Origin of the sequence: Pseudomonas sp. SJZ078 (genome assembly GCF_007828255.1) — a bacterium.
In the GTDB taxonomy this organism is placed as follows: domain Bacteria; phylum Pseudomonadota; class Gammaproteobacteria; order Pseudomonadales; family Pseudomonadaceae; genus Aquipseudomonas.
In genome coordinates, this window is sequence record NZ_VIUG01000031.1 from 18,789 (window position 1) to 32,247 (window position 13,459).

A 13,459-nucleotide genomic window follows, 5' to 3' on the forward strand; every position below is an offset into this window, starting at 1 on the left:
GCCAAGATAACGGCGAACCCTCTGGAAAGGATGCAAGAGAGCCAGGGCAGACGCGTCCGCTGACCGCGACGCCATGCCCATACCGGTTCTTCGGCGCTGAATCAGCATGAACAGTTTCGTCAAACCCGATACCGAAATGGCGGTGGGCTTTGGTCCGTTTGCCTTCTACCGGCAGCAGCGGCTGGTCACCCGAAACGGCGAACCCCTCACCTTGGGCGGGCGGGCGCTGGACGTTCTCCAGATACTGGTGGATCACGCCGGCAGCTATATCAGCAAGCAAGCGCTGATAGCCGAGGTCTGGCCGGACAGTGTGGTGGAAGACATCAACCTGCGGGTGCACATTGCGGCACTGCGTCGGGCGTTCGGTGACGGGCGGGACGGATGCCGGTACATCCTCAACGATCCGCGGAGGGGCTATTGCTTTGCCGCGCCACTGGCTTCGTCCATCCGCGAAACGCACAACCTGCCTGCGCGGCTGAGCCCGGTGATCGGCCGCGATAAAGTGCTGGGCCGGTTGTTGGCCCAGGTGCCGCGCCAGCGCCTGACCACCGTGACCGGTCCGGGTGGTGTCGGCAAGTCCACCGTGGTGCTGCGGGCCGCGGAGCTGTTGCTGGAACACTTTGACGACGGTGCGTGGTTCGTCGACCTGGCGGCCGTCACCGAGCCTTGCCAGGTACGGGCACGGATTGCTTGCACGCTGGGCCTGGAACCCGACTCGCTGAATGAGCGACTCGAACATCGCCGGATGCTGCTGGTGCTCGACGGCTGCGAGCACCAACTCGAGGCCTGTCGTGAACTGGCCCTGGCGCTTCGGGCGTCGGCAGCGGGCGTGTCGCTGTTGCTGAGCAGTCGTGAGCCACTGAGCCTCACCGACGAACATATCGTGCAGCTGCCAGGCCTGACGGTGGCATCGCCTCTTGAGCCCGAGCAGCAATTGTTGGCGTGTCCGGCGGTGCAATTACTGAAGGAGCGGATCGGCGCCCGGCAGCAGGGTTTCAAACCCAGCGACCGCGACCTGGTGGCGATGGCGCAAATCTGCCAGCGCCTGGACGGTTTGCCGCTGGCCCTTGAACTGGCGGCAGCCCAAGTCTGTGCCTTGGGTGTGGCCGGGGTACTGGAGCAACTGGACTTCGGGCTATCGCTCCTGAGCTTTGGCCGGCGCACGGCCGTGCCCCGTCACCGGAGCCTGGAAGCCTTGCTGGACTGGAGTTTCGAGCGTTTGAGTGCGCCGGAGCAGAAGGTATTGCAGCGCCTCTCGGTGTTCGAGCGGCCTTTTACTGCCAAGGCGGCCATTGCCGTGATCAGTTGTCCGGAACTGGGTGTCGAGCAGTTGCCCAGGCTACTGTCACGGCTGGCCAACCAGTCGCTATTGAGGGTCGAACAATGCGCCCGTGGAGTGCGTTTCCACTGGCTTCACACCACGCGTGCCTATGCCATGGAAAAACTGCGGCGCAGTGGTCAATGGCATTTGTATCATCGGCGTTATGTGTTGCAGAACGCATGGAAGCCTGTCCGCTCAAGCCTCGCACCGTCGAGGCAACGTGTGGAGCAGCGCGTCGGCCTCCACTAAATCCGGGGTATCGAAGCCTTCGGTGAAGCGGCGATAGACCGGCTCGAGCAGTTCTCGTGCGCACCGTTCCCGGCCCTGGCGTTGCCATAGCCGCGCCAGGGTCATGGCGCTGCGCAGCTCCCAGGCCAGGGCACCCTGACTGCGGGCCACGCCCAGGGCGGTTACCAGTTGTTCCTCGGCGCTGTGGTCAAGGGCGGGGTCGTTGCGTGCCAGCAAGACCTGCGCCTCGGCCCGCAGGATCTCGGCCGTGCACCAGCCCGCGGCCCCGTTGCGGGCGCGAGCGAGTTGCCCGGGGCTGACCCGATCGGTCCGCAGGGTCACGACAATGTCCTGGATCAGCCCATTGACCGGATTCGCCTCGAGGGACGCGTCATTGAATGCACCGTCATAGTGGTGGGCCCAGTCATGAAACAGCATCACCGAATGTTTCTTGGCCTGGTAGCGCAACGTAGCGAGCCTTTCCGTCGCGACTGAATGATCGCCGTTGTAGCGTGCAATCACGCAACCGGCCAGCGCGAGGGTGTAGCAGATTGAGGTGCCGTGATTGATCTGCAAGGCAATTTGCAGGGCAAGATTAGCGGCTCGCCGGGCTTTTTCGGCAAAGCCTTGCAGCCAGAGAATGCGCGCCAGTATGGTCAGCGACGCGACGCTCTGGTCGTATTGCACGCCGAACCCATGGGTGAAACGGCTGAGATGGCCGCTCTGGGCCAGGCGCTGGATGACCTGCTCGGCATCTTGTCGGGCGGCACCCTGGTCGCCGGCAAAATGCAGCGCCAGCACCCGCAAGCGTTGGGCGCTCAAGGACAGGAGCGGGTCGCCCTGGGTACCCAGGCGGTCGAAGTCCTGGCTCCGTTCCAGTGCCTGTTGGTAATGGCCGCAACTGAGGTTGACCGCCATGTGCCCCGACACCGCCCTGAGCTCGCCGGCGCGGTTCTGGCATTGTTGCGCCAACTGCCGGGCGGTGACGAAGGCGCGAACCGTGGCCGGTGTACCGCCCTCGGTGTGGTAGTTGAAACTGGCGTGGGCCAACTCCAGGGCGAGGCTCAGCCTGGGGCATGGCGACGGGGTGGCTCGCAGCAGTTGCAGTGCCTTGTTGACGTAAAGCCCATGCTCCTTGAGCAATGACAGCTCCTGCCAGAGGGGCAGGGTGCTTGCGGTCAAGCGGATCGCCACCTGATGGGCGCCCTGCGGGCCCAACCCCCGGTCGAGGGCCGCCCGGATGTCATCGCGATAGGCCGCGTAGCGCGCAATCCACACCGGCGTGGCGGTGCTTTCCCAATCCTTTTCGGCTTGCTCCATCAGGGCCAGGCAGCGTTCGGCATGGCGTTCCTGGCTGGCGGCCAGTTCGCCGGCTTCGGCCAGCTTCTCCAAGGCATAGCTGCGAGTGGTGTCCAGCAGGCGATAGCGCACCTCTTCATCGCCGACCTCGACGTTGAGCAGGGATTTGGCGACCAATTGGCTGATCGACACCAGCACCTGATCGGGCGCGACGTGCGGGCCGATGATTACCGCGGCGGCCGACGCCAGGTTGAAGCTGCCCATGAACATCGACAGCCGCCGCAGGCAGATCTGCTCGCACACCGTGAGCAGTGCGAAGCTCCAATCCAGGGTGGCGTGCAGGGTTTGTTGGCGCGGCGCAACGTCGCTGTCGTTATGGAGCAGGGCGACGCTGTCTTGCAGCTGCCGATGAAGCGCCTCCAGCCCGAAGCGGCCCACTTGCGCGGCGGCCAGTTCGATGGCCAGGGGAATCCCGTCCAGTCGCTGGCAGATGTCCGCCACCAGGGGCACCTCGCGGTCGGTCAGTTCGAAGTCGTCATGGCTGGCCATGGCCCGCTCGGCAAACAGTTGCAGGGCCGGGTATTCGAGGGCCGGGTAACCTTCGATGGAGGTCCCTCGGGGCGGGAAGGCCAGGGCGTCCAGGTGCTGCACGTGTTCGCCCTCGGCTCGCAGGCCTTCACGGCTGGTCGCCAGGATGTGCAAGTGCGGGGCACCGCGCAGCAGGGTTTCGCAGAGCTGGGCGGTGGCGTCGATCAGATGTTCGCAATTATCGATTACCAGCAACAGATGCCGGTCCTTGAGCTGTCGGGCGATGGTCGCCAGCGTATCGCTGTCCGGCGGCAGATCCAACAGCGCGCACAGCTCCGGGGCGATCGAGGCCGGATCGTTGAGCAATGACAGGTCCAGCAGATAAGTGCCGTCGCGGTAGTGATCGATCAGCCGCTCGGCGACCCGCAGGGCGACCGTGGTCTTGCCGATGCCACCGGTCCCGACCAGGGTGATGAAGCGTTTGCGCGGCAGGTGGGCCACCAGGTTTTCCACCACCGCCTGGCGCCCGATCATCCGGTTACGACGCGGTGGCAGGTTGTGAGCCAGTGACGCAGGCGCGATATCCGCCATGGGGACGAGCGGCTCGGTCGACACCGGCGCGACAAAACTGTAGCCGCGCTGCGCCACGGTAACGATGTAGCGTTGTCCGGCCTGGCCATCCCCCAACGCCTTGCGCAATGCCGCGACGTGCACCCGCAGGTTGGTGTCTTCCACGACACTCCTGGGCCAGACACGGGCGATCAGCTGTTGCTTGCTTACCACCTCTCCAGCGTGCTCGAGCAGCACCAGCAGGATCGCCACCGCCCGTCGCCCCAGGCGCAACGGCTGCCCGCCCTCCAGCACCAGGCGCTGGCGCGGATGGACATGGTACGGGCCGAAATGCAGCGTCTGTTCGACGGGCAAGGCAGAGGGGGGGCTCATTGTGTTCTCGATGTCTGGTCTGGTGCAAAAGGTATATCCGAGTATGTTCCTCAGGTTCGGCTTCAGGCGCAACGGTTAGAGCCTTCTCTCATAGCCAGCAGTGATACACCCTGTGGCGAGGGGATAAATCCCCTCGCCACAAACAGCACCCACAGTCCTGACCTCAATCAAAAAAATTAACAACGTTTAACTCACACATACATCCCCTCTGACCGGACCATGGAGGCCTCCACCCCCAAGGAAGTCATGTCATGAGCACCTTCATCACCCGCGACGGCACCGAGATCTACTACAAGGATTGGGGCAATGGTCAGCCGGTTGTCTTCAGCCATGGCTGGCCGTTGAACTCGGACAGTTGGGAAGCGCAGATGATGTTCCTGGCGTCCAACGGTTACCGGGTGATTGCCCATGATCGCCGTGGGCATGGGCGCTCCAGCCAGCCGTGGGATGGCAACGACATGAACACCTACGCCGATGACCTGGCCGAGTTGATCGAGCGGCTGGACCTGAAGAACGCCGTGTTGCTCGGTTTTTCCACCGGCGGTGGTGAGGTGGCACGCTATATCGGCCGGCATGGCGCTGCTCGCGTCGCCAAGCTCGGGCTGATCTCGGCGGTAACGCCACTGATGCTCAGGACCCCGGCCAACACCGGCGGCTTGCCCATCGAAGTGTTCGACGGTTTCCGCCAGGCCTCCCTGGTCGACCGTTCTCAGCTATACAAGGATGTGGCCAGCGCGTTTTTCGGCGCCAACCGTCCGGGCGCCAAGGTGTCCCAAGGCATGATCGACTGGTTCTGGATGCAAGGCATGCTCGCCGGCCACAAGAACACGTACGACTGCATCAAGGCGTTCTCGGAGACCGACCTTACCGAAGACCTGCGCAACATCGAGGTACCGACCCTGGTGGTCCATGGCGATGACGACCAGGTGGTCCCCATCGAAGCCGCCGGCATCGCCGCCGCCAAGCTGCTCAAGAACTCACAGTTGTTGGTGTACCCCGGCGCGCCCCATGGCCTGACCGATACCCACAAGGACCGACTGAACGCCGATTTGCTGGCGTTCATCCGCGGCTGAAGCGTATCGGTGCGGGTTTCACCCTGATGCTGAGGCAGGCCACAAACCTGAATGTGGGAGCGGGCTTGCTCGCGAATGCGGTTCGACATTCAACACCTTCGTCGACTGACGCACCGCTTTCGCCAGCAAGCCCGCTCCCACAGGTCAGCATCCAACATGATCGGTATTCCACAGGACTCTAACCGATGAATCGCAACGACTTACGCCGTCTCGACATGAACCTGCTGGTGATCTTCGAGGCGTTGATGTTCGAGAAGAACCTGACCCGCGTCGCGGAAAAGCTGTTCATGGGCCAGCCGGCCGTGAGCGCGGCGCTGGGGCGGCTGCGGGACCTGTTCGATGACCCGCTGCTGATCCGTCACGGGCGCGGCATGGAGCCGACCCCTCGGGCGATGGCCATCCTCAAAGAGCTACAACCGGCCATGGACACGATTTCCGGGGCGGTCAGTCGGGCCAAGGCCTTCGATCCGTCCACCAGCTGCGACGTGTTTCGCATCGGCCTGTCGGACGACGCCGAGTTCGGCCTGTTTCCGCCCTTGCTGAGTCAACTGCGTGAAGAGGCGCCAGGCATCATCGTGGTGGTGCGCCGGGCCAACTACCTGTTGATGTCGTCGTTGCTGGGCAGCGGGGAAATCAGCGTCGGGGTCAGCTACACCACTGATCTGCCGGCCAACGCCAAGCGCAAGAAATTGCGCGACATCCCCTGCAAGGTCTTGCGCGGCGACAAGCGTCCGGGCCCGCTGACCCTGGACGAATACTGCGCGCGACCCCATGCCATGGTGTCGTTCTCGGGCGACCTGAGCGGCAACATCGACCTGGACCTGGCGCGCATTGGTCGGACCCGCAAGGTGGTGCTGGGCGTCCCGCAGTTCAGTGGCTTGCGGGCCTTGTTAGCCGGCACTGAGCTGATCGCCACCGTGCCCGACTACGCGGCCTGCGCGCTGGTGGAAGGCTGCGCGTTGCGGGCCGAGGATCCACCGTTCGAGATCAACGCGGCCGAGTTGTCGATGGTCTGGAGTGGCGTGCATGACAACGACCCGGCGGAGCGCTGGTTGCGCTCACGCATTGCTACTCATATGTCCCAATCATTACCGGCCGCCGCCTACGCGGACCAGGACGGAGCACACCGATGAACGTCACCGACGAACGTACCCTGCAGGACTGGGGACTGCTGTTCCTGCGCCTCAGTGGCGCGCTGTTTCTGCTGTGGGTCCACGGGTTGCCGAAGTGGCTGCACTACAGCGACGAACTCACCCGCATCGAAGACCCGTTTCACCTCGGTGCGAGCCTCACCCTGATGTTGGCGATCTTCGCCGAAGTGCTGTGTCCGTTGCTGATCGCGGCCGGTGTCCTGGTGCGCTTGGCGTGCCTGCCCGTCCTGTTCCTGTTGGCCGTTGCACTGTGGGTGGTCCACCCGCAATGGAGCCTCGAAGAAGGGCAGTTCGGCTGGCTGCTGCTGATCATCTTTACCGGCGTGTTCATCGCCGGGCCGGGTCGCCTGGCGCTGAACGCGCGTTTTACCGGAGTGTTACGCCATGTCTGAATCTCAAGCTGTCGAGTCCACAACGGGCGCTGCCTCACCCGGCTCCGACGAAATCGTCACCCTGATCGTCAAACACCGGATCAAGGCCGGCCAGGACGCGGCCTATGAGGCCTGGTTACGACGCATCGTGACCGTGGCCGGTCGTTGGCCGGGCCACCTGGGGGTGGATGTGGTGCGGGGCAAGCAGGGTGGGTTGTCGCTGTTCACTTGCGTGCTGCGCTTCCTTTCCACCGAGGCCCTGCAGCGCTGGCTCGATTCGCCTGAGCGCCGCGAACTGGTGGAGGAGGCCGCGCCGTTGCTGGCCGACGGCGACCAGACCGAAGTCGCGCCCCACAAGGAGTTCTGGTTCACCCCGCTGGCGGATGCCGCTACACCGCCACCGCGCTGGAAGCAGGCCGTGGTGACGTTGCTGGTGATCCTGCCACACACCTTGCTGGTGCCGCTGATCTGGGGGCCGGTGCTGCAGCTCAACGCATTTCTATCCAACTATGTCGTCGCCACGTTCCTGATCACCCTGACCATCGTGCTCTCGGTCTGCTACGTGTGCATGCCGCTGGCGACCCGTTTGTTCGCACCCTGGATGGAGGCCTCCAAGGCCCATGAACACCTGGAGCCCTGAACATCACCGAGTTCTCTTGGCTAGCGCAGTTGTGGCGAGGGGATTTATCCCCGTGAGGTCGCGAAGCGACCTCTCTAACTCTCACCACCCATTTTTTCATCTGCACATCTATCGTTAAAGGAAACCCTATGAACGCCGATCTGATTCTGTTCAATGGCCAGTTCCACACCGTCGACCGGGAAAAGCCCCGCGCCAGTGCTGTGGCCATCAGCCAGGGCAAGTTCGTTGCCGTGGGCACCGACGCCGAGGCCATGGCCCTGCGTGGCGGCAGTACCCAGGTCATCGACCTCAAGGGCCGCACCGTCATCCCCGGGCTTAACGACTCGCACCTGCACCTGATCCGCGGCGGCCTGAACTACAACCTGGAACTGCGCTGGGAAGGCGTGCCGTCCCTGGCCGATGCTCTGCGCATGCTCAAGGACCAGGCTGACCGCACGCCGACGCCACAATGGGTGCGCGTGGTGGGCGGCTGGAACGAATTCCAGTTCGCCGAAAAACGCATGCCGACCCTGGAAGAACTCAACCAGGCCGCCCCCGATACCCCGGTGTTCGTGTTGCACCTGTATGACCGCGCCTTGCTCAACCGCGCCGCGTTGCGGGTGGCCGGCTATACCCGTGACACGCCGAACCCGCCGGGCGGTGAGATCGTGCGCGACAGCAAGGGGGAACCCACCGGCATGCTGGTGGCGCGTCCCAACGCGATGATCCTCTACTCGACGTTGGCCAAGGGGCCGAAGTTGCCGCTGGAGTATCAGGTCAACTCCACTCGCCAGTTCATGCGCGAACTCAATCGCCTGGGCCTGACCAGTGCCATCGACGCCGGCGGTGGTTTCCAGAATTACCCCGACGATTACGCGGTGATCGAGCAATTGGCCCGGGAAGAACAGTTGACGGTGCGCATCGCCTACAACCTGTTCACCCAAAAGCCCAAGGAAGAGCTCAACGACTTCAAGAACTGGACCGGCAGCGTCAAGCTGCACCAGGGCGATGACTTCCTGCGGCACAACGGCGCCGGTGAAATGCTGGTGTTCTCGGCAGCGGATTTCGAAGACTTCCTGGAACCACGCCCGGACCTGCCGGCGAGCATGGAACAGGACCTGGAGCCGGTGGTCCGGCACCTGGTGGAGCAGCGTTGGCCGTTCCGCCTGCATGCCACCTACAACGAGTCCATCAGCCGCATGCTCGACGTGTTCGAGAAGGTCAACCGCGACATCCCGTTCAACGGCCTGCCATGGTTCTTCGACCACGCCGAAACCATCACCCCGCAAAACATCGAGCGGGTCCGTGCACTGGGCGGCGGCATCGCCATCCAGGACCGCATGGCCTTCCAAGGCGAATACTTTGTCGACCGCTACGGCGCCAAGGCGGCCGAAGCGACGCCGCCGATCAAGCGCATGCTGGCCGAAGGCGTGCCGGTGGGTGCCGGCACTGACGCCACCCGGGTATCGAGCTACAACCCCTGGACCTCGCTGTACTGGATGGTCAGCGGTCGCACCGTCGGTGGCCTGGCGCTGCACGAAGAGGGCCTGCCGCGCCTCACCGCGCTGGAGCTGTTCACCCATGGCAGCGCCTGGTTTTCGTCAGAGCAGGGCAAGAAGGGCCAGATCAAAGTCGGCCAACTGGCGGACCTGGCGGCACTGAGCGCCGACTTCTTCAGCGTCGAGGAAGAAGCCATCAAGTGGATCGAGTCCGTGCTGACGGTGGTCGACGGCAAGGTGGTGTATGCCGCCGACGACTTCGAAAAACTCGGCCCTGCCAGCGTCCCGGTACTGCCGGACTGGTCCCCAGTGGTCAAGGTACCAGGCCACTGGCGCCCGACCTCGCCGTTGCAGGCCCAGGTGCACCAGTGCAGCGGTCCTTGCACGGTGCATTCCCATAGCCATGAGCGGGCGCGGCTGTCGAACGTCCCGGTCAGCGATTTCCAAGGCTTCTGGGGCGCGTTTGGCTGTTCCTGCTTCGCTTTCTGACAGACATCAACATCCCCCCCTGTGGGAGCGGGCTTGCTCGCGAATGCGTCGGCACATCCGACGACGTCGCAAGCTGACACACCGCTTTCGCGAGCAAGCCCGCTCCCACAGGGTCTGTAACATCCATCCCAAAGGAGTCATCCCATGAGCAATGCCCCTGTCTACAACCGCCTGAACAAAGATGATGCAGTCGTCCTGCTGGTCGATCACCAGACCGGCCTGATTTCCCTGGTCCAGGACTTCTCGCCCAACGAGTTCAAGAACAACGTGCTGGCCCTGGCCGACCTGGCGAAGTTCTTCGGTTTGCCGACCATCCTGACCACCAGCTTCGAAAAAGGCCCTAACGGCCCGCTCGTGCCGGAGCTCAAGGAAATGTTCCCGGACGCGCCGTACATCCCACGTCCAGGCCAGATCAATGCCTGGGACAATGAAGACTTCGTCAAGGCGATCAAGGCTACCGGTCGCAAGCAACTGATCATCGCCGGTGTGGTGACCGACGTCTGCGTCGCGTTCCCGACCTTGTCGGCACTGGCCGAAGGTTTTGACGTGTTCGTGGTCACCGATGCCTCGGGCACCTTCAACGAAACCGTGCAGCAGGCTTCCTGGGCCCGCATGACCGCTGCCGGCGCGCAACTGATGAACTGGTTCTCGGTGGCTTGCGAACTGCATCGCGACTGGCGCAACGACATTGAAGGCCTGGGCAACCTGCTGTCCCAGCGCATTCCGAACTACCGCAACCTGATGAACAGCTACGCGGCGCTGACTGCCAAGTAAGCATCAGTGGTTGTCGCTGGACGACGCCCGCCTTGTGCGGGCGTTTTTGGTTTTTTGGTCGACTGACAGGTCGCCATCGCGAGCAGGCTCGCTCCCACAGGGGAATCGGGCGTTCTCAGGTGCAATGTTCAGAACAAAATTCGTGTGGGAGCGAGCCTGCTCGCGATGGCGTCAGCCCACCCAACCCTTCCCAACCTGTCTCACCCCGACCACAATGCTCAGCTGAGCCCTCTCACTGTCCACCCCTGGAGTGACAATGAACCCCTTCGAAGAAATGCGCATTTTTGCCCAGGTCATGGAGTCGGGTAGCTTCACGGCGGCGGCGGACCAGTTGGGGTTGTCCAAGCAATTCGTCAGCCGCAAGCTCATGGCGCTGGAACAGCGACTGGGGGTGCGCCTGCTCAACCGTTCGACGCGGCGGCTGGACGTTACCCCGTTGGGCCAGCGCTATTACGAAGCGGCCTTGCGTCTGCTCAGCGAAATCGAGCAGGTGGAGCAGGGCATCAGCGGCCAGACCAGCGAACCTCGCGGTACCCTTCGGCTCAGCGCGCCGCTGTCTTTTGCGGTGGCACACCTGGGCTGCCTGCTGCCGTTGTTCTTGCAGCGTTATCCGCAGGTCAGCGTTGAAGTGGACCTGAGTGACCGCTCGGTGGATTTGCTGGGGGAGGGTTACGACCTGGCGCTACGAATCGGCGTGCTGGAAGATTCGACTTTGATCGCCCGTCGCATTGCGACCATCGACCGAGTCTATTGCGCCAGCCCGTCCTACCTGGCGCAACGGGGCACACCCTCGCGCCCCGAAGACCTGCGCAACCACGAATGCCTGCCCTATGGCCACAGCCGTCAGGTTCAGTGGCGTTTTGGAGGAGGGGGGAAACCGCTGGTGTTGGAGGTCGCCGGACGCATGCGCGCCAACAACGGTGATCTGCTCAGGGATGCGGCCATCGCCGGCATGGGCATTACCTATCTCCCGACCTTCATCCTCGGCGATTCGCTGAAGGACGGACGGTTGGTCAAGGTACTGGAGGGTTTCGAAACCGAACCCCTGGCACTGTCGGCGGTGTATCCGCAACATCGCCAGAGCTCGCGCCCGGTGCAGGCGCTGGTGGCATTTCTACGGGAACACATGCGCTAGCTGAGCTTTCAGCCGTCCCGGGACGGCTGAAGACATCGGCAATGCCTGATCAGGCGGCCATGTTGGCGCTGCTCAGTTCTTTCTTGTACTGCGCCTTCATGGTTTCCATCTGTTCACCCAAGGCATCCAGCTTGGCTTTGCCCAGCACCTTCTTGGCTTGCGGGAACATCTCTTTCTCTTCTTCTTCGATATGGTGCTCAAGCAGTTCCTTGACTACTTTCACCCGCCCGGCGAATTCAGGTTGGGAAGGATCGGTGGCCTTCAGGTCCGGCAGCACCAGCGAATCGACCGTGCGATGTTCTTCCTTGGCTTCGTAATACATTTCGGCCTCATCCTTGCCACCTGCCTGCTTGAAGGCCGGGTACAGGATTTCTTCTTCCAGCCGGGTATGAATGGTGACTTCCATTTCCAGCTTCGCCAACAGGTCGGTGCGTTTCTTGACGCCGCGTTCGGTGGATTCGCTCAGTTGAGCAAGAATGCCCTTGACGCGTTCATGGTCAGCTTTCAACAGATCGATGGCGTTCATATACAGCTCCTCGGCAATTCACGGTTACGAGCCGGCTTCAAGCGCCGACGTCGTGTTAACCGAGAGTTGCATCGGCCGTGCCAGCCAGGTGGCTTTATAAAGTCCTTTTAAAACAAAGAGTTGAAATGATCGCCATTTTTGTCATCGTGCAGGCTGCATGAAGAGGGGCCAAAGCGCCTTGCACTTTGCGCTGCGCTGACCAGAACTCTCTGTGGGAGCGGGCTTGCCCGCGAATGGGGACTGACATCCAACATCTTCGTCAACTGACACACCGCTTTCGCGAGCAAGCCCGCTTGTGACAGTCAGTCATCGAGCAACTGCCGCACCCGCCCGGCAATTGCCAGGCAAGATGTCAGTCCCGGCGATTCGATGCCGAACAGGTTGATCAGCCCGGGTACCTGGTGCTCGGCGGCGCTGCTGATGAGGAAGTCGTGGGCGGGTTCACCGGGCGCGGAGATCTTCGGGCGGAGGCCGCTGTAGGCTGGTTGCAGGCTGTGATCGGGCAGGTCGGGCCAATAAGTGCGAATCGCTGGATAGAAGGCTTCGGCGCGACCGGGATCGACCCGGTAGTCCTCGTGTTTGACCCATTCGACGTCGGGTCCGAAACGGGCCTGGCCCGCCAGGTCCAGGGTCATGTGGATGCCCAGCCCGGCGGCTTCCGGGGCTGGGTAGACCAGATGCCGGAAGGGCGCACGTCCGGCAAGGCTGAAGTAATTGCCTTTGCACAGATAGTCAGGGGGTACCGTTTGCGCCGGCAGGCCTTCCGTGCGACGGGCGAGGGCAGGCGCCTGGAGGCCGGCGGCGTTGATCAATTGGCGGCAGGACAGGTTCATCTGGGCGGTGCCACCCAATTCCAGCACGAAGCGCCCGGTGCCGATGCGAGCCCCCAGCAATGGCGTGTGGAAAGCAATGGTCGCGCCGGCCGCTTCGGCATCGCCTTGCAAGGCCAGCATCAATGCATGGGAGTCGACAATGCCCGTGGAAGGCGAATACAACGCGGCGACACACGCCAGCGCCGGCTCCAGGGCCAACGCCTGCTCCCGATCGAGCAGGCGCAGGTCGTCCACGCCATTCAACAAGCCGCGTTCCAGCAACCCCTGGAGCCCGGCCACCTGCGCCGGGTCTTTGGCGACGATCAGCTTGCCGAGCCGGCGAGTCGTCACACCGTGGCTTTCGCAATAGGCATAGAGTCGGTGCCGACCTTCGACGCACAACCGGGCCTTGAGGCTGCCCGGTGGGTAGTAGATGCCGGCATGGATGACTTCGGAATTGCGCGAGCTGGTGCCCATGCCGATGGCGCCACCGGCTTCGATCAACAGTACCTCATGGCCGGCCTGGGCCATCTCTCGGGCCACGGCCAGACCGACAACCCCCGCGCCCACCACCACGCACTCGATATCGACGCTCAACCTCATGTCTCCTCAGGACTCTTTGGCGTTTCAGGGTAGTCCTGCCTGGGCAACGGGTGAAGTGCAATAAGCGTGTTAAAAAATGTTAGATTGAA

General features: G+C 63.0%; 11 protein-coding genes. 8 read left to right on the forward strand and 3 right to left on the reverse strand.

Going from position 1 to position 13,459, the window contains the following annotated elements:
* The first annotated feature begins 106 nt into the window (after positions 1–106).
* Entirely contained in the window at positions 107–1,570 is a 1,464-nt protein-coding gene (locus FBY02_RS22500; RefSeq protein WP_144930326.1) for a winged helix-turn-helix domain-containing protein, read from the forward strand.
* On the opposite strand, the gene FBY02_RS22505 is transcribed toward FBY02_RS22500, so the two are convergent.
* Positions 1,517–4,318, reverse strand: coding sequence for a winged helix-turn-helix domain-containing protein (locus tag FBY02_RS22505; protein WP_144930327.1), 2,802 nt, complete (start codon positions 4,316–4,318; stop codon positions 1,517–1,519). The genes FBY02_RS22500 and FBY02_RS22505 overlap by 54 nt on opposite strands.
* A 251-nt stretch (positions 4,319–4,569) precedes the next feature.
* Between FBY02_RS22505 and FBY02_RS22510 the strand changes: the two genes are divergently transcribed.
* The 7 genes from FBY02_RS22510 to FBY02_RS22545 all read left to right on the forward strand — a co-directional run bounded on the left by FBY02_RS22510 (position 4,570) and on the right by FBY02_RS22545 (position 11,429).
* A complete protein-coding gene (locus tag FBY02_RS22510) occupies positions 4,570–5,391 on the forward strand; it encodes an alpha/beta fold hydrolase (protein WP_144930328.1) in 822 nt (273 codons plus the stop codon).
* A gap of 185 nt (positions 5,392–5,576) precedes the next feature.
* Positions 5,577–6,524 (forward strand): LysR substrate-binding domain-containing protein, encoded by a 948-nt coding sequence (locus tag FBY02_RS22520; RefSeq protein WP_144930329.1) that lies wholly within the window; start codon positions 5,577–5,579, stop codon positions 6,522–6,524.
* Entirely contained in the window at positions 6,521–6,934 is a 414-nt protein-coding gene (locus FBY02_RS22525; RefSeq protein WP_144930330.1) for a DoxX family protein, read from the forward strand. Before FBY02_RS22520 ends, FBY02_RS22525 begins: the two co-directional genes overlap by 4 nt.
* The gene (locus tag FBY02_RS22530; protein ID WP_144930331.1) at positions 6,927–7,553 is read left to right on the forward strand and encodes an antibiotic biosynthesis monooxygenase; all 627 of its coding nucleotides are present in this window, start codon (positions 6,927–6,929) and stop codon (positions 7,551–7,553) included. Before FBY02_RS22525 ends, FBY02_RS22530 begins: the two co-directional genes overlap by 8 nt.
* Before the next feature lie 128 nt (positions 7,554–7,681).
* Positions 7,682–9,520 carry an amidohydrolase gene (locus FBY02_RS22535; protein WP_144930332.1) on the forward strand — a complete coding sequence of 613 codons (1,839 nt, stop codon included), beginning with the start codon at positions 7,682–7,684 and terminating at the stop codon, positions 9,518–9,520.
* 144 nt (positions 9,521–9,664) lie between these two features.
* Positions 9,665–10,294: an isochorismate family cysteine hydrolase YcaC gene (gene ycaC / locus FBY02_RS22540; protein WP_041024338.1), complete on the forward strand. Its 630-nt coding sequence runs from the start codon at positions 9,665–9,667 to the stop codon at positions 10,292–10,294.
* A 256-nt stretch (positions 10,295–10,550) separates the two neighbouring features.
* Positions 10,551–11,429 carry a LysR family transcriptional regulator gene (locus tag FBY02_RS22545; protein ID WP_144930333.1) on the forward strand — a complete coding sequence of 293 codons (879 nt, stop codon included), beginning with the start codon at positions 10,551–10,553 and terminating at the stop codon, positions 11,427–11,429.
* 49 nt (positions 11,430–11,478) lie between these two features.
* On the opposite strand, the gene FBY02_RS22550 is transcribed toward FBY02_RS22545, so the two are convergent.
* Both FBY02_RS22550 and FBY02_RS22560 read right to left on the reverse strand, forming a co-directional pair.
* Positions 11,479–11,955: a hemerythrin domain-containing protein gene (locus FBY02_RS22550; RefSeq protein WP_144930334.1), complete on the reverse strand. Its 477-nt coding sequence runs from the start codon at positions 11,953–11,955 to the stop codon at positions 11,479–11,481.
* A 302-nt stretch (positions 11,956–12,257) separates the two neighbouring features.
* The gene (locus tag FBY02_RS22560; RefSeq protein ID WP_144930335.1) at positions 12,258–13,364 is read right to left on the reverse strand and encodes an NAD(P)/FAD-dependent oxidoreductase; all 1,107 of its coding nucleotides are present in this window, start codon (positions 13,362–13,364) and stop codon (positions 12,258–12,260) included.
* Between the last annotated feature and the right edge of the window lie 95 nt (positions 13,365–13,459).